Source organism: Vibrio sp. 10N.286.45.E10 (assembly GCF_002874195.2).
Taxonomy (GTDB): domain Bacteria; phylum Pseudomonadota; class Gammaproteobacteria; order Enterobacterales; family Vibrionaceae; genus Vibrio; species Vibrio crassostreae.
The window spans coordinates 469,536-488,472 of record NZ_MCWD02000003.1; the positions used below are offsets into that span (position 1 = coordinate 469,536).

Here is an 18,937-nt window from a genome sequence, read left to right on the forward strand (position 1 = left end):
CCTATTGCTTTTCCTGAGTGTGGTGCGATTATAGGGGGCATTGAGTTAATAATCACGATATGCAAAATGAAAAAATTAATTACCGCTCTGTTTATGGTGTCCGTTATTGGACTTTCTGGTTGTGGTCAAACGGGTCCGTTATACGATCCTGATGAAGTTCAGCAGACTGAACAATCACAATAAGTGAAGCACGCAGAAATCGTTATTTATAAGGGATAAGAACTTTGGATTACTTCAACTATCAGGAAGATGGCCAGCTTTGGGCTGAGGACGTCGCACTTTCACAATTAGCAGAGCAATATGGTACACCGCTGTATATATATTCTCGTGCAACATTAGAACGCCACTGGAATGCGTTTGATTCATCGGTTGGTGAGCATCCACACTTGGTGTGTTATGCCGTTAAAGCTAACTCAAACCTTGGCGTATTAAACACTTTGGCTCGTTTGGGTTCAGGTTTCGATATCGTTTCAGGCGGTGAGCTAGAGCGTGTGGTTGCTGCCGGTGGCGATCCAGCTAAAGTTGTATTCTCTGGTGTCGGTAAAACAGCTGCTGAAATGAAGCGTGCGCTTGAGTTGAACATTAAGTGTTTCAACGTTGAGTCTGAGCCAGAACTTGAGCGACTGAATAAAGTGGCTGGTGAGCTTGGTGTTAAAGCACCGATTTCACTGCGTATCAACCCAGATGTTGATGCCAACACTCACCCTTATATTTCTACAGGTCTGCGTGATAACAAGTTTGGTATTGCTTTCGACCGTGCTCCTGCTGTCTATGCGTTTGCACAAACACTCGATAACTTGTCTATCCATGGTATTGATTGCCACATCGGTTCTCAGTTAACGGATATCGAACCTTTCATTGATGCGACTGACCGTTTGCTTGCTCTGATCGACCAACTACGTGCTGATGGTATTAACATTAAGCACCTTGATGTTGGTGGTGGTTTGGGTGTGGTATATCGTGATGAATTACCACCACAACCTTCAGATTACGCAAAAGCACTATTGGCTCGTTTAGACAATCATTCTGATCTAGAGCTGATTTTCGAGCCAGGAAGAGCGATTGCTGCTAACGCTGGTGTACTATTAACGAAAGTTGAGTTCCTCAAGCCAACAGAGCACAAGAACTTTGCCATCATAGATGCAGCAATGAACGACCTAATGCGCCCAGCACTTTACCAAGCTTGGCAGGATATTGTTCCTGTGAGCCCGCGTCAGGGTGAAGCGGTGACTTACGATTTGGTTGGCCCAATTTGCGAGACAGGCGATTTCCTAGGTAAAGATCGTGACCTTGTTCTTGAAGAAGGTGATCTGCTAGCGGTTCGTTCTGCGGGTGCTTATGGCTTCGCGATGTCATCTAACTACAACACTCGTTCGCGTGCGGCTGAAGTGATGGTGGATGGCGATAAAACTCATTTGGTTCGTCAGCGTGAAGAGCTTACGAGTCTGTGGGAACTTGAAAACATTCTTCCGGAGTAATTTTAAGCGTTATGCACTTCCACTTTTCTAAAATGCATGGTTTGGGCAATGATTTCATGGTCGTGGACTGCATTACTCAAAATATTTTCTTTTCTCCAGATTTGATCCGTCGTTTGGCGGATCGTCACACTGGTGTGGGCTTTGACCAGCTACTTGTGGTTGAGGCTCCCTATGATCCAGAAACTGATTTCCATTACCGCATATTTAATGCGGATGGCAGTGAAGTGGAGCAGTGTGGTAATGGCGCTCGTTGTTTTGCACGATTCGTTCGCATGAAAGGCTTAACGAATAAGTACAGCATCAACGTGAGTACCAAGAAAGGTAAAATGGTTCTCAAGATTGAAGAGAATGACCTGATCACGGTGAACATGGGCATTCCTGAGTTCGAACCTGGCAAGATTCCATTTAAGGCGAAGCAGCCAGAGAAGACGTATATCCTAAGAACGGATGTACACACTTTATTCTGTGGTGCAGTAAGCATGGGTAACCCGCATGTGGTGACTGTTGTTGATGACGTCGACACGGCTGATGTGGATACCTTAGGCCCGCTTCTTGAATCACATGAACGTTTCCCTGAACGTGTTAATGCTGGCTTTATGCAAGTGGTTAATCGTGAAGAGGTTCGCTTACGTGTTTATGAACGTGGTGCTGGTGAAACTCAAGCATGTGGCAGCGGTGCATGTGGCGCGGTTGCGGTAGGCATTACTCAAGGCTTATTGGCTGAGAATGTAAAAGTTCGTCTACCTGGCGGTGACTTACACATTAGCTGGCAAGGCCCGGGAAAACCTCTGTTTATGACTGGCCCAGCAACGCATGTATTTGATGGTCAACTTTCTTGCTAGTAACGACCAAAAACAAATAGATTCATAAAAATAAAGGATAGGTTTTGTCTTACGTTGAAGCCGACGCACTCACCGCAGAAGTGGTCGCGGAATATTTACGTGATAACCCAGATTTTTTCCAAGACCGAAAAGATTTGGTTGATCGCCTTGCTATCAATAACGTTGAACAGGGTGCTGTTTCTCTGGTTGAGATTCAGCTTAAACGCCAACGTCATCGAATCGAAGAGCTTGAAGAAGAGATCACTGGCTTGATGTCTCTGGCTGCAAATAATGATAAAACCTTCTATGAATTTATGGATCTGCAAGCGCAAGTGCTGAAATGCAGTGACTTCATGCAGGTGATACAAGCCGTTGAACAAAAAGCGTTAGATCTTGGGCTTAAAGCGCATGTTCGAATTCTTTCGCAACCGGGTTTTTATCAACTTAGTGCCGAGGGTTACTCGAAGTTTTCGCTTAACCATTTTAATGGCAAAGATGCTTATCTAGGACGCCTGAGAAAAGCCGATAGACACGATTTGTTTGGTGATTATCCAGTTCCAGAGCTAGGCTCTTATGTAGTACTACCGCTTGCTAAGCAGTCTCCATTGGGCTTGCTCGCCTTTTCTAGTGAAGATGGCGGACATTTCCAACCCCATATGGATACGCTCTTTTTACGCCATTTAGCACTTGTTGTCGCTCATTTGGCGGACACCTTACCTTGGCAGATAAATAATGAGCCTAGAGCCCAAAATACCTCTTCCTAACAGCCTTCAAAAGCCACTTTCTCGCTTCTATGAATATCTCAGAAGCGAGAAGGGACTCAGCTTACACACCCAACGTAATTACAAACAACAACTTGAAACCATGGCCGGTCATTTAGTTACTCTAGGGCTAAAGGATTGGGGCCAGGTCGATGCGGCGTGGGTAAGACAACTTGCCAGTAAAGGTATGCGTGAGGGAATGAAAGCGAGCAGCATCGCAACTCGCTTGTCGTCACTACGCAGCTTCTTTGATTTCCTTGTGTTGCGTGGCGAAATGACCGCCAATCCAGCCAAAGGTGTCTCTGCACCTCGCAAGCAACGCCCTTTGCCTAAAAACCTCGATGTCGATGAAGTCGGTCAACTGCTTGATGTTAATGAGGACGATCCATTGTCTATTCGTGACCGGGCGATGATGGAGGTGATGTATGGTGCGGGGTTACGATTGGCAGAACTGGTCGGTATCAACCTGAAAGATGTGTTGGGTCGACAAGGCGAAATTCGAGTGATTGGTAAAGGCGACAAAGAACGCAAAGCGCCTTTTTCTGGTTTAGCTAAAGAGTGGGTCGATAAATGGCTCAAAGTCCGTGGTGAGTTGGCTTCACCGGGTGAAACCGCACTGTTTGTCTCTAAGCTCGGGACTCGTATTTCTCATCGAAGCGTGCAAAAACGTATGGAAGAATGGGGCAAGAAGCAATCTGTCGCGAGCCACATCAGCCCGCATAAACTGCGTCACTCCTTTGCAACGCATGTGCTGGAATCGAGCCAAAACCTTCGTGCTGTTCAAGAATTGCTTGGCCATGAAAACATCTCGACGACCCAAGTGTATACCCACTTAGATTTCCAACACTTAGCACAAGCTTATGATCAGGCTCACCCGAGAGCGCGTAAGAAGAACAAAGACTAGATTTAAGGGTTTATTATGCGAATTTATCGAGGGTTAAAGCCCATCAAAGCCATGACCTTTGACTTGGATGACACCCTGTATGACAACTGGCCTGTGATCATGAAGGTTGAGAAGGAGATGGCACAGTGGCTTTATCAAAAGCACCCAGTGTCGGCTTCTTTATCGCTCGAAGAGTGGCAGGGCATTAAGCAGCAAGTCGCATCTGAAAACCCAGCTTTGAAACATGATGTCACCGTGTGGCGTGAAACTCAGATTAAGAGTGGTTTGCTGCAATTGGGTTATTCTCAGCAGCAAGCAGAGCAAGCGGCTCGAGAAGGCATTGAGCATGCCTTGTGGTTGCGTAATCAAGTCGATGTGCCTGACGAAACACATCGAGTGATGACTGAGCTTAGCCAACGTATTCCTCTAGTTGCAATTACTAATGGCAATGTCGACCCGCACAAAATTGGCTTAGGGCTGTATTTTCAGTTAATCCTTAAAGCCGGCCCTGATGGCAGAGCTAAACCTTACCCAGATATGTTTGAAAAAGCTCAGCAGCACCTAGATTGTAATGCTGAGAATATTCTTCATGTTGGTGATCACCTCAAAACGGATGTCTACGGAGCCAAGCAAAATGGCTTCCAAGCATGCTGGTTTAATGACACTGGTTCCAATTTATACCACTCCCCGAAGGCGAGCCTGCTTCCTGATGTTGAAATAGACCAACTTAGCGATCTTATGCGACTAATTTAATGGCTAGGTAGGCTTATTGTGTCGCATTTATGATAGTGAATTGTTACATTAGTCGCCTATAAAAGCCTGATTAGGTTAGGATAATTGGCGACTACTTTTTAGCGATTCATTTCAGTCATAGCAGTGGTTGCGGGTTGTTACTTCACTCGATTTTGAACAAGGGTTGGCATGCAAACATTTACATTTCTCGCAAATACTGAGGCGTTATTTAGAGCTCAATTTGATCAGCGAGAATGGTGTGACAGCAAACAGTACCTTATTCAAATCTTCTCAGCTCAATCTTCAGATCTGGCTCGTCAAATCGCGAGTGTTGCCCTCAATCGCTTAAACAATGCGACGCTAATCGGTCAGAGTGCTCGTCATGTTATCTGTGACAACTGTCTTGAGAGTACATGTACTTTAGTCATCATCAGTGAGTTTAACGAAACCCATCTAACCTCTGCGGTTCAGCCGTTTACTGGCAATCCAACTCAAGACAGCCAAGCGCTTGCTTCTCAGCTAGGCCTAACCAAAGACACCAAAACCGTTATCAGCCTATGTGATCAGGTAGAAGGGCGTGATTACCCTATCTATAGCGCTTTTGAGAATTTGCCTTACGCCTTGCCGATCGCTGGTGGACTGTGTCATGAGAATGAATTTGGCCGTTGGGTTATGTATAACGAGCAAACCTACCAGCACGCCTGTGTTGCGGTGGCTCTGACTAACCCAAGATTGAAGGTTTGGTCGGACGCGTACTCTGAGTGGAACCCGATTGGGATGAAGCTACGAGTCACACACGCAGTTGGAAATCGCTTATACGCGTTGAATGACAAGCCGGCTATTGAGGTATTCAAACATTACCTTGCGGATGGCAAAGACCTTCCTTTTAGTCAACTGATGAGCTTTCCGCTTTATCGAGAGCTTGGCAGAAAGAAGGGTATCTCGACGCCTCTGCGTATTAATGATGATGGCAGTATCGAGTTTGATAGCCCTTGGCATGTTGGTGAAGAGGCGCAGTTTTGTTATAACCACCCCTCTTTGACCGCTGAAAAGGTACGTCATGGTGCCGAGATGCTTGCGATGCATCAGCCTGAATCGGTGATCATCTATAACTGTGTATCTCGACTTGAGTTTATCGACAGTAAACTTGAGCTCAAGCCATTTGAAGGGATAGTGAACACGTGTGGTGCCTACTGTATGGGGGAGCTATACCGTAATGAAGACCGTCAAGAAATACTGCATCACAGCCTGACTTATATTGCTATGCGCGAGTCTGACGAGATCAAAGAGTTTCATTGTGAAGACTTTCAGTGTGGCTCAACAGTGTCGCCATTACTTAACCTGGTCAGAAATGCAGTCGCTGATCTCGACAGTATGAATACTCAGATGGAAAAGAAGCTCCATCAACAAGCGCGTCGTTTAACCGAGAGCTATCGCATTGACTCACGCACTGGCTTGCCGAATCGTATCGTATTAAAAGAACGCCTCAATACGATTCTATTTAGTGAACACTTACTCACGTTAAAGCTAACGAACTTCCATCAAGTTAATGAAAAATACGGCTACCAAGTGGGTGACCAGTTACTGCTTGATCTGTCTAATCACTTTATCGAACGATTGCAGCTTCGTGTCGTGAAAGAGCCTCGCGTGAAGGTTGAGCTGTTCAGTATTGGTGTCGGAGAGTGGGCGATTATCTTTAATGCCAGTGTTGGTAGTGCGAGAATAAAAGAAGGTTTCGTTGAGTTCGCGGATGACATCGAACACATCAACTTTGAGCCGTATGGTTTGGCTGATATTGATTACCTGTCAGTTTCTTTGTGTGGCGGTTTTGCCAGTCGTTGTGATTTCTTAACCGACAGCGGTGACGAAATCTTATTGAAAGCGATCGAAGCTCGACGTTATGGGGTGCGGAACAATACCCACATCACCAATGCCAAAGACATCCAGGTGAGCGAAGAAGACCGCAAAGAGCAACTCGGTTGGCTGAGCTGTGTAAGTCGTGCGATTTTAGATCAGAACATCATCACCTACTCACAGCCGATTGTGGAATCGGGTACGCACGAAATGATTGGCCAAGAGTGTTTGGTCAGAATCATGGAGTCGGACGGTACCATTGTACCACCAGGAAAGTTCTTACCTATCATTGCTGATACGCACCTATATACGCGCCTTAGTCGACACATGATTAAGAGTACTATCGGCTACATGGCGGATAAGCAGAGCTCATTTTCTATCAATCTATCCCCACAAGATTTGTTGAGCGACAAGACGCTTGAGGTGCTCGAGGCTGCGATCAGTGGCATGAACGATCCCACTCGACTCGGTTTAGAGGTTCTCGAGTCAGAACAGATTAAAGATTATGGTCGCATGATTGAAGTGTGTGATCACTTCCGTGCACTCGGGGCGAGAATCATTGTTGATGATTTTGGTTCTGGTTATTCCAATATCGATGAAATCATTAAGCTTGAGCCGCAGATCATTAAGCTCGACGGGAGCTTGATTCGTAATATCGATAAAGACCAAAAACAAAGAAATATCGCCTCTCAGTTGGTTCGCTTATGCCAAGTGTTCAATGCCAAAACGGTCGCTGAATTTGTCCACAACCAACAAGTTTGTGAGATAGCAGAACAAATGGGTGTCGATTATCTGCAGGGTTACTACTTCGGTGAGCCTAAGCGACTGTTTTAGCTGTTAAAGCTTCCAGTATCAGTATAACTACTGACGATAAAAGTACTGCGCCGCCATTAATGACTGCTTTTTGGCGGAATGAATGATGTCTTACTAAGGTCACATTATTCATAGCACGATCGTAAGTATTCCGTGCAAGCCTTATCTATAATAAGCACAATAACAGATCATTAACGTAACGATTAATGTGAATATGCAGTCGACTTCTCTCCTGATACAAGACATTGAGCAAACCCAACTTGAATTGGAAAAGATAGATTTTCATCAACATGAAAGCCTACTGATTCAGGTGTTTTCGTCTTTCGAGAAAGGTTCTGTTTTGGCTGCCTGCCAAGTGATTCAATCGACATTCCCCAATGCCAAACTGATTGGTTGCAGCGCTAACCATTACATTAGCCAAGGTGTCATCCTACACCAAGGTCTTTATCTGATTGTTACCCGCTTTGACACGACGTCTTACTCCTGTGGTGTTGTCGAATATAGCGAACAACCATTGTCTGATAGCCACGCTATGTGGCAACAGCTTGAGTGCAATGATAATACTCAAAGCATCATTTGTTTCGCAGACCGCTTGCAGATAAATAACCGAGATCTATTTTCAGCATTTGAGCAGTCGAGGTATTCATTACCTATCTGTGGCGGTGCATCGACCATCACAGATAATGGGCGATGGGTGATGTTAGACGGCATTTGCTATGAAAATGCCTATGTGATGCTTGCGCTGCACAGTGTTGAGCTCGCAATCACAAAGGGTTACTTCACTGAGTGGAACCCTATTGGCCGGACTTTCCGAGTAACAGGTGCTCAAGATAACCGGTTGCTGGAATTGGATGGCATGCCTGTTCGCGAACTCTACAATCGTTACCTCGCTGATGGCTTCGAAGTGCCTTTTGAGCAACTGCATAACTTTCCGTTGATGGTCGGTGAGCCGAAAGAGCAAAACATTCACTTACCGCTCAAGGTAGCGGAAAGTGGAGAGATAGAATTCAGCGGCCAGTTCCAAGTGGGCGATGAGGTCCGGTTTTGTTATGACCATCCATCATTGACCCTAGAGCAAATACGACTTGGCGTGCAGCAGATCGCCTCTCATAGGCCAGAACAGTTCTTCATTTACAACTGCACATCTCGCATCGACTTTATCGATGGCAACCAAGAGGTAGAGGTTTTCCAAAAATTGGCCGACAGCTATGGCGTTTACTGCATGGGAGAACTTTATCAAGAGAATAGCCAACAGCGAATCTTGCACCATAGCCTCACTTACCTTGCGCTTAGAGAAGGCGAGGGTAAGGTGGTATTGCCATTAGAGACACAACCCGCGACCAATATATCCCCTCTGTTTTCATTGATTCGAAATGCACTGCTTGATGTCGATGACATGAACAACAGCATGGCGAGTAAGATTCAGCAGCAAGCTACTGCATTGACGGCGAGCTACCGAATTGATCACCGTACTGGCTTGCCCAATCGAAGTGTGTTGCGTGAGAAGCTGTCGAAGATGAGCAGTGACAGCCATTTGTTAGCTTTGAAGGTCACGACCTTTGGTCAGATCAATGAGAAGTACGGCTATCGAGTGGGTGACAAGCTTCTGCATGATTTGAGTGAGTACTTTCAAAAGGCGCTGTGGCAGTTCTTTGATGAGGGTTGTCAGCTTTACAGTATCGGTATTGGTGAGTGGGCGGTGGTGTTTGATAGCTGGGCGAGCCAAGAACATATTCATCAGCGATTTTCGGAATTTGCCGATCAAACCGAGCATGTAAATTTCGAGCCGACCGGTTTACCCGACATTGATTACTTGTCGGTGTCTATCTGTGCGGGTATAGCCAGCCGTCGAGATTTTCCTACTACCTCTATTGATGACTTATTGTTGAAGGCAATTGATGCGAGGCGCAGCGCAGTCAGCCAGAACAAACACTTAGTGAGCGCCAAGACGCTCATTCAATTGGAGAAGCATCGCCAAGAACAACTTGGTTGGTTGTCGTGCGTGAGTCGTGCAGTGCTCAATCAGAATATTGTGGCGTGTTCTCAGCCCATATTATCGGCACACAGTCATCAAGTAGAGAGCTACGAGTGTTTGGTTCGAATTGAAGAGGACGGTCAGTTGATTGCGCCGGGTAAGTTCTTGCCAATCATTGAAGGAACCCACCTCTACACACGCCTCAGTCGGCAGATGATAACGCGCACCTTTGATTTTATGAGTCAGCGAACCGATTCGTTCTCAATTAATTTAGCACCACAAGATTTCAGCAATGAGAAAACCATTCTTCACCTTGAGCAAGCGATCAAGAAAATCAGTCACCCACAGCGTATTGGCTTGGAGGTGCTAGAAACGGAACAAATTCAGGATTACGGTCGCTTGATCGAGGTGTGTAACCACTTCCGCGATCTTGGTGTGAATATTATTGTTGATGACTTTGGTTCGGGCTATTCGAACATTGATGAGATATTGAAGCTAGAACCACAGGTGATCAAGCTTGATGGCAGTTTGATTCGCAATATTGATAAAGATAAAAAGCAACGCAAGATCGCTCAGCAGTTAGTGAGCTTATGTCAGATTCTGAATGCTAAGACGGTGGCTGAGTTCGTTCATAATGAGCAGGTGTGTCGTATTGCCGAAGACATGGGGGTCGATTACCTGCAAGGCTATTACTTTGGTCAACCTCAGCGTTTGTTTTGATGGAGCGAGCGTTTCACGTGAAACACTGGTTGGCTCAATAACTAAAGTACGATGTAAAAAGGGTGAGCTTATGGCTCCCCCTTTTTGTTTTCAGTACCTGTCCCGTCCTGAAATGTGTTTATTGCCTTCCTACGCGCCTACTTAGTCTATTTGAGGGCGTGGCCACACTTGTCGGCGTGGAAGACTTTTAGATAATGTTGGTAGTAGTCATCAATGAGCTTGGCAGGTTCACTTTCACCTAAAGATTTGAGTAACTCAATACCCACTTCACAAGTACACAAGTGGCCGCTGTCTTGATTGCGGCGCAAGGTGTATGAAGATTCGCTGGTAATGTCGAGGTGAACTTGCGGAACAGCTTGTAACCACGAGCTCTTGTTAAGCATCTTCTTCGCTTCTTGCCATGTGCCATCCAAGATGATGAATAACGGCTTATGACTCTGGGCTTGGGTCACTACGGCTTGCTGACACTCGATACTTTGATCATTTGGGAATAACAGAAACGGTTGTCGAGTTTTATCTTCAAGCAGTGCGATTAGCTCAGCTGGTGGTGTTTTCCTTTGCCATACAAGGGACCGACACTGATCAAGGGATTGCTGAAGCAGCTTTCCGGTATTGGTATCGCGCGATAGTTCATTCTCATGAGTGAGCAGTACCAGATCGATTTGGCTTTCGACACTAGGTATAAGGTGACAAATACATTGGTGAGTGAAGCCACAACCAGGGCAAGCTTGTTGGTTACTCATGTTTACAGCTTCACTCCACTTTGTGCGGGTGAGATACCATCAGCAAACAACACCACGTCGCTGATATCAGCATCATCTGCAACTGGAGCGACACTTGGGTTTAGCGGATAGCTGACACCAGAGTATGAAAGTGTGTGTTTCGCAGCTGTTGCACCGCCGCCACTGACGTTGAAGATCAGATCCTGCCAGCCGTGGTTTTGCGATTTACCTAAGCGTATGTCGCCCTTAACCAGTGTCACTCGGCTATTGAAGCGCCAGTTATCTTGATGGTTTTCGAAAATCAGCAGTGTACAGCCACCAGAACCACACCAATCGAGTTGGGCAAACAACTCTTCTTTGCCGTCACCATTGAGGTCGTAGGTGAGCCAGCGATACTTAGTATCATCAGGTGAGCTGTTGTTGATCTTAAAATATTCGCGGATCGCTTGGTCAATTTTTGGATCAAGTTGATCGCTGGAGTTCACCTGCTTTGCGTTTAGATCAACGTTAGTGATGGTGTTTACTTGCGCTTGCGCACTCTTAGCTTCGAATAGCACCAGACCGCCATTGGCAATCGGATAGACCACGTTGCCCACTTTCTCTTTTTCAGCGACCAGCTTGCCATTATCGAGTGTGAAGATACGCTCGGAGATCAAATACTGTTGCTGATGGCGAGTCATCACCACTTGTACCTGATTTTGGTTCAGTTGTTGCCAGAAGCCTTGCTCAACAATAGAAGGGTCTCCATTGCTGTATGAATAAGTCGTGATAGCACTGTGGTCATCGTTGAGTTCAAGGTTGATAGAGAACCCTGAGTTTTGCGTTGAGCTAGCGAAGTAGAGTCCGCTCCAGTCCAGCGTTGGATCTTGGTTAGAGAGCGTCGCACAGCCATTGTAGCTGCTGTCGTTGAAGTTGAGCTTGGCTTCCCAGCCATAGATAGAGTCGCTCATGCCGTCGCTACAGCTTTCTTTGATCAGGTTGAGTTCGCCTTGCGCTGATTGACCTTCTAGTTGGTAGTCACGAGTGCTTGGAGTGGTGCGGCTGGATTCAATGCTGAGGATCTGTGGCTGTTCGCCCATCTTGGTGTATTTCAGCTGATCTTTATCAAAAGTCGCTGACCAGAATGGTTCATTGCCGAACACACGAGTAGAGCGCAAAGGTTGGTCACAACGATCAGGGTTCTCTGCAGTGAGGATATTGACTTGGTCAACCACGAAGCGTGCGGTGAAGTCGGCATTGTATCCAGTTTGGCTTGGTACCGTTAGGTGACCGATGAGCTCACCATACAAGGCTTGATAAGGTCTGGTCGCTAAGTCTTGAGCCTCGAGTGCTAGCTCAGGCGATAAGTCTAACCAGTATTGTTGCTGGCTACCGCAAGGGGTAAAGGTTCGGCTCTCATGGCCAACCACAACCTGACCACGCATGATGAAGGTTTGCGGTTGAATGCTCAGTGGCTCGTCCAAGGTTGCTGGTGGAACTTCAGGTTGTTGCGGCGTATCTGGCGCCGTTACACAACCTTGTAGCGCGAATGCGACTAACCATGTCACTGGGTTTTTCATTACCTTCATGTTATATCTTCCTCGAAGCAACCGTTAATTGGATTTATTATGGCATATTGGTTATTTAAAACAGAACCCGACACCTTTTCTATTCAGACTCTGAGAGTACAAAAAACCTCTTGTTGGGAGGGTGTACGCAACTATCAGGCTCGAAACATGATGCGTGATGACGTCAAGCTTGGCGATCTGGTGATGATATACCACTCATCATGTAAAAAAGTTGGCGTAGCGGGGATCGCTAAAGTAACCAGAGAAGCCTACCCAGACCACTTTCAATTCGATCCTGAGAGTGATTACTACGATCCTAAGTCTTCACCCGATAATCCACGTTGGATAATGGTTGATGTCGAGTTTGTGCGAGTGACTGAGCGCTTGATTCCCTTGGCAACGCTTAAAGCTATGCCTGAATTATCAGAGATGCCATTGGTGAAGCGCGGTAATCGCTTATCTATCATGCCGGTTACCGAACAAGAGTGGCAGGCCATCTTAAGCAAAGAAGTGCTAGGTTCTCGATAGCGTTAGAGAGAGCTTTTTACGTAAGGTTCAAAAAAGGCAGCCAGTTGGCTGCCTTTATGTTTTATTGGGACTGCTTAGAGTAGGTTCTTTTCTAAGTAGTGAGCAACGGCATCATCTGCGTTGCTGCCAATCACTTCATTGTCTGGCAGAGCTTTCATCACTTTTTCATGTGATGTGCCCATGATTAGGCCTTTACCCGCCATCGCCAGCATTTCAGCGTCGTTCATACCATCACCAAAGGCAACACAGTTATCCAGTGTCAGGTTCAATGATTTCGCAACAGCGTCTAAGGCGTGGCCTTTAGATACTTCAGCAGCCATCACTTCTAAGCACCAAGGTGTAGAGAAGGCGATGTTCAGTTTGTCGCCAAAAGCATCTCTTAGCTTTTGTTCAAACGTGACGAGATATTCGTGATCCTGATCTGGGTGTGTGAAGAAGACTTTCGCGATGCCTTCGCTTGGTGCGTTGTCAGCTTCAAAGCGTTTGTAACTAAAGCCAGATTCACTGTGGAACTTAGCCAGCATTTCATCTTCACGGTCTAGTAGCCAATCTTCATTCTGGTACATGTGAATAAAGAGGTTTGGATCTTGGCGAACGATATCAATAACAGGCTGAACGAGTTCCTGAGGTACGTTCTGGCTATACATCAATTGATCGTTCTGGTCATGCACACGTGCACCGTTTGATGTGATCATGTACGCCGGAATGCCTGCAATCTGACGAATACCCGCCACATCGACGTGGTGACGACCCGTAGCGAAGATGAAGGTATAACCTTGGTCGTGTAATTTCTTTAGCGTCAACTTGGTAAAGTCGCTTAGCTGATGGTTGGGAGCCAAAAGCGTACCATCTAAATCAGAAGCGACAATTTTCACGGAATCTTTAAGTGCAGGAATACTCATTTAACCCTCATTGCAAAATGCTGAATCAATATTGACGCTAGCCAACGCTAGAATCGTTTTAACTACAATATCTCTAGGTAGAAATTGTATGCCAAATTCATGCAAGAAAAGAGGGCAAAGCTCACTTACTTCTCTTCCTCTTTAGCGACTCTCTCTGCTGTCCGTTACTTTTCTTGTTGTCACGCTAACGCTAAGCAAAAAACTGAGTAATAGCCCCCAATGTTGGATTACGATACTCATCTTTCTCAAACAACACCTCATGTCTAGAACCTTCGATGACCTTAAATTGGCAATCCGAGTTGGTTTTCTTCAGCTTATTGATGAACTTCACTTGAGCATCGTTACTGACAATCTTCTCTTCCCCAGCTTGAATCAATAGTAGAGGGATTTTGATTTGGCGAGTTTGTTGAATCGCTTGCTTGGCTGCCATTAATCCTTGCCATACCCAGCGCGTACTTGGCCCACCCACCTGCAAAGAGGGTGACTCGTCATATAAGCGACGGAACCACTGATAGCGAACCTTGCTGTGGCTCAGTAAGTTGTTTTCGAAAGGCTTCGAGTAATACGCTTGCTGCCCCGGCGCGTAAACTGGCTTGGCGTGATATGCGGTAAGCACTTGTCCAACAATCATCGCGATAGGTTTTAGGTACCATTCAGTGTTGATGCCAAACATCGGCGCACACAGAGTGACCTTATCAAACGGATGGTCTGGATGAGTTTGTAGGTAGCGAGTCGCGATGGTACTGCCCATTGAATGCGCGAGCAGATAGCGATTGGAATACTTACTGAGATCAAAACTGGCAATGACGTCAGACATGTCAGATGCATAATCATCAAACTCATGAATGTGACCGATGTCAGAGTCTGTTACCATACGTTCAGACTGGCCTTGACCTTGGTGGTCAAATGAATAAACGTCATAGCCTTGTTGATAGAAATCATAAAAGAGTTCTTGGTATTTTTGGCAGCACTCGATACGGCCATTTGAAATAACAATCGCCTTGGTATGCGCCTCTGAAGTAAGGCTACACCAGTACAGCCTCTTTTTACCGGATGATGTTACATACCCATCTTTTCGTTGTTGCCAAAGGGTGGGGATCGGGTGTTTAATCGCTTGCTCGAATTGAGGTTCTTGCGTGTACGAAAACGGGGCGGCGCTGTGGTTTTCCATGGGAAATTACCTGAACTGGTGCATGTGAGAGCTTTATCGCTACTAATGTTGTTAGATTAAAGAACTAGTAAGGAAATGCAAATGGATACTCATGTTTGGCTTGCTTATGTCGTCACGGCGATTTTGTTCAGTTTGGCTCCGGGCTCAGGTACCGTTAACTCAATCAGTAATGGGCTAAGTTATGGCACTAAGAAGTCACTCGCGTCGATCGCAGGCTTACAGCTTGGCCTTGCATTTCACATCATGCTGGTGGGAGCGGGTATTGGTGCATTAGTCGCTCAATCTGCATTGGCGTTCACCATCATCAAATGGGTGGGGGTGGTGTATCTTCTTTGGTTGGGTATCCAAAAGTGGCGCGACAACTCTAGCTTAATGGCTTCTGAAGAAAGCTCAACGTTATCGAGTGGCAAGCTGCTAAGAAATGCGGTGCTGATTAACCTTACCAACCCTAAATCTATCGTGTTTTTGGTGGCTCTGTTCCCTCAATTTATCGATCCAACACAACCGCAAGCACCACAGTTATTAGTGCTAGGTGTGACGACGGTATTCATTGATAGCGTTGTTATGTTGGGTTACACCTCATTAGCGTCACAAATGGGACGTTTTATTCGTTCAGATCGCATAATGGGTAAGATAAATAAAATCTTTGGTGGTATGTTCATGGGCTGCGGCGCATTGCTGGCTGCCGCTAAAGCCTAGTGAAAGCAATAGAGTTATAGTTAAACCAATTAGAGTTATCAAGAAATGACCGCTACCTACGTTGCTCGACAACCTATCTTAAACCGAAACAAGAACACGCTTGGTTATGAGCTGCTGTTTCGTGACGGAGAAAGGAATGCCTATCCAGCGCATATAGAGTCTAATCGAGCAACGTATCGTCTGATTGTTGAGAATTTCTTGTCGGTTGGGCTTAATCCGTCGATCCCATCTTCACGTTGTTTTATTAACTTCCCGTATCAAAGCTTGATTCGTCGGCTGCCACTGAGCTTGCCGAAAGACAAGGTGGTGGTTGAGATCCTTGAAACCTGCCAACCGACCGACGAGTTATTAGAAGCCGTTAAAGAGCTCTACCAAGCGGGCTACATGATCGCCCTAGATGATTTTACTTCGACGCCAGAATGGGAACGTTTCCTCAGATATACGCATATTGTTAAGCTCGACATCATGCAGATGGGCTTAGACGAGGCGTGTGATTTGGTTAGGGCGCATCAAGGGAAGAAATTTAGCTTTCTTGCTGAACGAGTCGAAAACGAACAAGAATTCCAGCAAGCGAAAGAGGCGGGTTTTAAGTTCTTCCAAGGCTACTTCTTTAGCAAACCGGAAATCATCAAGACCAAGTACATCAGCCCTGAACAAGTGATTGCCATGGAGCTGTTCCAAGAAGTGTGCAAGCCGGATGTCGACTTTCAGCGTGTCGAGAGCATCGTCGCAAAGGATGTCGCTTTGTCTTATAAGCTACTGCGCTTTGTAAACACCATGTCGCCTCGTCTTGAGGTAACTATTTCGTCATTCCGTCAGGCCTTGGTTTACTTGGGGCAAGAGAAGCTGAAAATGTTTGTTTCGCTGGCGGTAGCGTCTTATGTTTCTGATAAAAAGCCGAAAGAGTTGTATGGCTTGTCTTTACAGCGAGCGCAATTTTGTCAGCGTATGTCTCGTTACCAAGCGTTTGAAGGGCACACTGAGCAAGCCTTTATGATCGGTTTGTTCTCGTTGCTGGATGCATTGCTCGACCTATCGTTAGAGAATTTAGTTGAGCAACTGCCTTTGTGTAAAAGCATCAAGGTGGCTCTGCTTCGTAGAGAAGGGCCATACGGTACCTTACTTGCGCTTGAAGAGAGCTTTGAACATGCCGATTGGCAACAGATTGATGAGCACTGCGCTGATTTAGGGTTAAGCGTGGATCAGGTCAAAACGGAGCTTACTGAAGCTCGCCGCTGGAGTCATACCGTGACCAACAAGCTCTGATGTTTATTCGTTAAACTTTTATGACAATTGAAACGCACGCCTTGACGTGCGTTTTTTTATAACTAATATATACGCATATCCATATATGAGTATGTAGTTATGCTTCCTCACCAATTTTTTAAATTACTGTCTGATGAAACGCGAGTGCGTTGCTTAATGATGATTGTGCGCCAAGAGTGCCTCTCTGTTGGTGAGTTGACACAGGCATTACAAGAAAGTCAGCCAAAGGTTTCACGCCACCTTGCGCAGTTGCGCTCAAACGGTATTTTGACTGACGTTCGCCAAGGGCAGTGGGTGTTTTACCGCCTGTCACAAGATTTACCGGGTTGGATGCTAAAGTTAATTGATGACCTTATCGCATCGAACTGTTTGAAAACTGAATACCAACAAGACATTGAGCGCTTAGAAGCAATGACTTCACGCCCTCAATGTTGCGTTTAATTGAATATTTTTAGATTCACCACTAGCTGAGAGAGCATACGATGACAGTTAAAGTAGGTATTAATGGTTTTGGTCGTATTGGCCGTCTAGCACTTCGCGCAGCATTCGACTGGGCAGAGCTAGAGTTTGTACAAATTAATGATGTAGCGGGCGATACCGCAACGTTAGCACATCTTCTAGAGTTCGATTCAGTTCAAGGTCGCTTTCACCACGAAGTAACTACAGAAGGCGATGAGATGATCATTAATGGCCAGCGCATCAAGACCACACAAGAGCGCGACATCGATGCGATCGATTGGTCTGGCTGTGATGTGGTTATCGAAGCGACAGGTGTTCACCGTAAGACATCTTTCCTAAACAAATACCTAGAGCAGGGCGTGAAGCGTGTTGTGGTATCGGCGCCAGTGAAAGAAGAAGGCATCGCAAACATTGTTGTTGGTGTGAACGACAATATCTTCGACCCAGCAGTACACAAAATCGTAACCGCAGCGTCTTGTACAACAAACTGTATCGCGCCAGTGGTTAAAGTGATCAACGAGAAGCTTGGTATCGAGAATGCGTCATTCACAACGATTCACGATCTAACCAACACGCAAACTATTCTAGATGGACCCCACAAGGACTTACGTCGTGCACGTGCATGTGGCATGAGCCTTATCCCGACAACAACGGGCAGCGCTAAAGCGATTGTTGAGATCTTCCCTGAGCTTGAAAATCGTATTAACGGCCACGCGGTTCGTGTACCACTAGCGAACGCGTCTCTGACAGATATCATCTTCGAAGTGAAGCAGGATACAACAGCAGAAGAAGTTAACGCGATGCTGAAAGAAGCGTCTGAGAACGAACTGAAAGGCATTCTTGGCTTTGAAGAGCGTCCGCTGGTTTCTATCGATTACAAAGGCGACCAACGCTCAACCACCGTAGATGCACTATCAACTATGTTAGTGGGTAAGCGCATGGTTAAGATCTACGCTTGGTACGATAACGAAATGGGTTACGCGACACGTACGGCTGAGTTAGTTCGTACTGTCGGCCTTTCTAAATAAGAATCTGGGGAAGACACAATGACACATCCAACGTGGCAACTAGACCTTGAGAAAGGTGCACTTATCCTGACTCCATGCCCAGGCACTAAAGACGCAGACCTAGATGCATCTCTAGCTCAACTTAAAGCGCAAGGCGCAGAAGCAATTGTGACGGCTTTAGACAGTGAAGAACTGGCAAGCAAGAATGTTTCTGAGCTAGGCGAGAAAGCACAAGCACTAGGCATGCAATGGTTCCAAATTGAAATCGAAGATGATTGTGCACCGGGTGCTGACTTTGCGCAGAAGTGGCAAGCAGCAAGCCCAGAGCTACATCAAGTTGTGGATAATGGCGGTAAGGTAGCGATGCACTGCATGGGCGGTTCTGGCCGTACAGGTTTATTCGCAGCTCATCTGCTTTTAGAAAAAGGCTGGGACCTCGATAAGATCGTTCAAGAAGTTCAGGCACTGCGTCCAGGTGCCTTCACTAAATCTATCCAGGTTGAGTACATTAATGGCGTAGCGAATAGCTAATAGTCATCAGTGTTAGACAGGGAGCTTTTGGTATCTGGAGTGTTGAACTTATCATGATCCAAAAGCTC

18 protein-coding genes are annotated in these 18,937 nt (G+C 46.1%); 14 read left to right on the top strand and 4 right to left on the bottom strand.

Annotation, left to right across the window (positions count from 1 at the left end; translation table 11 throughout):
* Window positions 1-66: 66 nt before the first annotated feature.
* The 8 genes from lptM to BCU34_RS23435 all read left to right on the top strand — a co-directional run bounded on the left by lptM (window position 67) and on the right by BCU34_RS23435 (window position 10,037).
* Window positions 67-183, top strand: a complete 117-nt coding sequence (gene lptM, locus BCU34_RS23400; RefSeq protein ID WP_407829960.1) for an LPS translocon maturation chaperone LptM — start codon at window positions 67-69, stop codon at window positions 181-183.
* A 41-nt stretch (window positions 184-224) separates the two neighbouring features.
* Window positions 225-1,478 carry a diaminopimelate decarboxylase gene (lysA, locus tag BCU34_RS23405; RefSeq protein WP_102432583.1) on the top strand — a complete coding sequence of 418 codons (1,254 nt, stop codon included), beginning with the start codon at window positions 225-227 and terminating at the stop codon, window positions 1,476-1,478.
* 11 nt (window positions 1,479-1,489) lie between these two features.
* The gene (gene dapF / locus BCU34_RS23410) at window positions 1,490-2,320 is read left to right on the top strand and encodes a diaminopimelate epimerase (protein ID WP_017061013.1); all 831 of its coding nucleotides are present in this window, start codon (window positions 1,490-1,492) and stop codon (window positions 2,318-2,320) included.
* A 44-nt stretch (window positions 2,321-2,364) separates the two neighbouring features.
* Window positions 2,365-3,063 carry a DUF484 family protein gene (locus BCU34_RS23415; protein WP_102478825.1) on the top strand — a complete coding sequence of 233 codons (699 nt, stop codon included), beginning with the start codon at window positions 2,365-2,367 and terminating at the stop codon, window positions 3,061-3,063.
* The gene (gene xerC / locus BCU34_RS23420) at window positions 3,032-3,964 is read left to right on the top strand and encodes a tyrosine recombinase XerC (protein ID WP_017061015.1); all 933 of its coding nucleotides are present in this window, start codon (window positions 3,032-3,034) and stop codon (window positions 3,962-3,964) included. Before BCU34_RS23415 ends, xerC begins: the two co-directional genes overlap by 32 nt.
* A 15-nt stretch (window positions 3,965-3,979) precedes the next feature.
* On the top strand, window positions 3,980-4,696 hold the full coding sequence (yigB, locus tag BCU34_RS23425) for a 5-amino-6-(5-phospho-D-ribitylamino)uracil phosphatase YigB (RefSeq protein ID WP_102432584.1): 717 nt from the start codon (window positions 3,980-3,982) through the stop codon (window positions 4,694-4,696).
* Between the two features lie 168 nt (window positions 4,697-4,864).
* A complete protein-coding gene (locus tag BCU34_RS23430; protein WP_102432585.1) occupies window positions 4,865-7,363 on the top strand; it encodes an EAL domain-containing protein in 2,499 nt (832 codons plus the stop codon).
* 193 nt (window positions 7,364-7,556) lie between these two features.
* Entirely contained in the window at window positions 7,557-10,037 is a 2,481-nt protein-coding gene (locus BCU34_RS23435; RefSeq protein WP_102478824.1) for an EAL domain-containing protein, read from the top strand.
* Between the two features lie 146 nt (window positions 10,038-10,183).
* On the opposite strand, the gene BCU34_RS23440 is transcribed toward BCU34_RS23435, so the two are convergent.
* Together BCU34_RS23440 and BCU34_RS23445 are read right to left on the bottom strand one after the other, a co-directional pair.
* Window positions 10,184-10,780, bottom strand: coding sequence for a tRNA-uridine aminocarboxypropyltransferase (locus BCU34_RS23440; RefSeq protein WP_102432587.1), 597 nt, complete (start codon window positions 10,778-10,780; stop codon window positions 10,184-10,186).
* Between the two features lie 2 nt (window positions 10,781-10,782).
* Window positions 10,783-12,327: a COG3650 family protein gene (locus BCU34_RS23445; protein WP_102432588.1), complete on the bottom strand. Its 1,545-nt coding sequence runs from the start codon at window positions 12,325-12,327 to the stop codon at window positions 10,783-10,785.
* 39 nt (window positions 12,328-12,366) lie between these two features.
* Between BCU34_RS23445 and BCU34_RS23450 the strand changes: the two genes are divergently transcribed.
* Window positions 12,367-12,834, top strand: coding sequence for an EVE domain-containing protein (locus tag BCU34_RS23450; RefSeq protein ID WP_017633148.1), 468 nt, complete (start codon window positions 12,367-12,369; stop codon window positions 12,832-12,834).
* A 74-nt stretch (window positions 12,835-12,908) separates the two neighbouring features.
* On the opposite strand, the gene BCU34_RS23455 is transcribed toward BCU34_RS23450, so the two are convergent.
* Together BCU34_RS23455 and BCU34_RS23460 are read right to left on the bottom strand one after the other, a co-directional pair.
* Window positions 12,909-13,736 (bottom strand): Cof-type HAD-IIB family hydrolase, encoded by an 828-nt coding sequence (locus tag BCU34_RS23455; protein ID WP_102432589.1) that lies wholly within the window; start codon window positions 13,734-13,736, stop codon window positions 12,909-12,911.
* A gap of 190 nt (window positions 13,737-13,926) precedes the next feature.
* Entirely contained in the window at window positions 13,927-14,907 is a 981-nt protein-coding gene (locus BCU34_RS23460) for an alpha/beta fold hydrolase (protein ID WP_048662871.1), read from the bottom strand.
* Window positions 14,908-14,988: 81 nt separating this feature from the next.
* On the opposite strand from BCU34_RS23460, the gene rhtB reads away from it, so the two are divergent.
* From rhtB to BCU34_RS23485, 5 genes are all read left to right on the top strand, one after another.
* A complete protein-coding gene (gene rhtB, locus BCU34_RS23465) occupies window positions 14,989-15,606 on the top strand; it encodes a homoserine/homoserine lactone efflux protein (RefSeq protein WP_048662872.1) in 618 nt (205 codons plus the stop codon).
* Between the two features lie 45 nt (window positions 15,607-15,651).
* Complete coding sequence (locus BCU34_RS23470; protein ID WP_055318280.1) at window positions 15,652-16,872, top strand: EAL and HDOD domain-containing protein; 1,221 nt, start codon at window positions 15,652-15,654, stop codon at window positions 16,870-16,872.
* 99 nt (window positions 16,873-16,971) lie between these two features.
* On the top strand, window positions 16,972-17,313 hold the full coding sequence (locus BCU34_RS23475; RefSeq protein ID WP_048658886.1) for an ArsR/SmtB family transcription factor: 342 nt from the start codon (window positions 16,972-16,974) through the stop codon (window positions 17,311-17,313).
* 41 nt (window positions 17,314-17,354) lie between these two features.
* On the top strand, window positions 17,355-18,359 hold the full coding sequence (locus tag BCU34_RS23480) for an ArsJ-associated glyceraldehyde-3-phosphate dehydrogenase (protein ID WP_102478823.1): 1,005 nt from the start codon (window positions 17,355-17,357) through the stop codon (window positions 18,357-18,359).
* Between the two features lie 18 nt (window positions 18,360-18,377).
* A complete protein-coding gene (locus tag BCU34_RS23485) occupies window positions 18,378-18,869 on the top strand; it encodes a cyclin-dependent kinase inhibitor 3 family protein (protein WP_048658884.1) in 492 nt (163 codons plus the stop codon).
* Window positions 18,870-18,937 lie beyond the last annotated feature (68 nt).

What these genes read in the sequence shown, in the direction of transcription:
- lptM (WP_407829960.1), top strand. Translation starts at nt 67, where the DNA reads ATGAAAAAATTAATTACCGCTCTGTTTATGGTGTCCGTTATTGGACTT.
- dapF (WP_017061013.1), top strand. Translation starts at nt 1,490, where the DNA reads ATGCACTTCCACTTTTCTAAAATGCATGGTTTGGGCAATGATTTCATG.
- xerC (WP_017061015.1), top strand. Translation starts at nt 3,032, where the DNA reads ATGAGCCTAGAGCCCAAAATACCTCTTCCTAACAGCCTTCAAAAGCCA.
- yigB (WP_102432584.1), top strand. Translation starts at nt 3,980, where the DNA reads ATGCGAATTTATCGAGGGTTAAAGCCCATCAAAGCCATGACCTTTGAC.
- BCU34_RS23430 (WP_102432585.1), top strand. Translation starts at nt 4,865, where the DNA reads ATGCAAACATTTACATTTCTCGCAAATACTGAGGCGTTATTTAGAGCT.
- BCU34_RS23435 (WP_102478824.1), top strand. Translation starts at nt 7,557, where the DNA reads ATGCAGTCGACTTCTCTCCTGATACAAGACATTGAGCAAACCCAACTT.
- BCU34_RS23440 (WP_102432587.1), bottom strand. Translation starts at nt 10,780, where the DNA reads ATGAGTAACCAACAAGCTTGCCCTGGTTGTGGCTTCACTCACCAATGT.
- BCU34_RS23445 (WP_102432588.1), bottom strand. Translation starts at nt 12,327, where the DNA reads ATGAAGGTAATGAAAAACCCAGTGACATGGTTAGTCGCATTCGCGCTA.
- BCU34_RS23450 (WP_017633148.1), top strand. Translation starts at nt 12,367, where the DNA reads ATGGCATATTGGTTATTTAAAACAGAACCCGACACCTTTTCTATTCAG.
- BCU34_RS23455 (WP_102432589.1), bottom strand. Translation starts at nt 13,736, where the DNA reads ATGAGTATTCCTGCACTTAAAGATTCCGTGAAAATTGTCGCTTCTGAT.
- BCU34_RS23460 (WP_048662871.1), bottom strand. Translation starts at nt 14,907, where the DNA reads ATGGAAAACCACAGCGCCGCCCCGTTTTCGTACACGCAAGAACCTCAA.
- rhtB (WP_048662872.1), top strand. Translation starts at nt 14,989, where the DNA reads ATGGATACTCATGTTTGGCTTGCTTATGTCGTCACGGCGATTTTGTTC.
- BCU34_RS23470 (WP_055318280.1), top strand. Translation starts at nt 15,652, where the DNA reads ATGACCGCTACCTACGTTGCTCGACAACCTATCTTAAACCGAAACAAG.
- BCU34_RS23475 (WP_048658886.1), top strand. Translation starts at nt 16,972, where the DNA reads ATGCTTCCTCACCAATTTTTTAAATTACTGTCTGATGAAACGCGAGTG.
- BCU34_RS23480 (WP_102478823.1), top strand. Translation starts at nt 17,355, where the DNA reads ATGACAGTTAAAGTAGGTATTAATGGTTTTGGTCGTATTGGCCGTCTA.
- BCU34_RS23485 (WP_048658884.1), top strand. Translation starts at nt 18,378, where the DNA reads ATGACACATCCAACGTGGCAACTAGACCTTGAGAAAGGTGCACTTATC.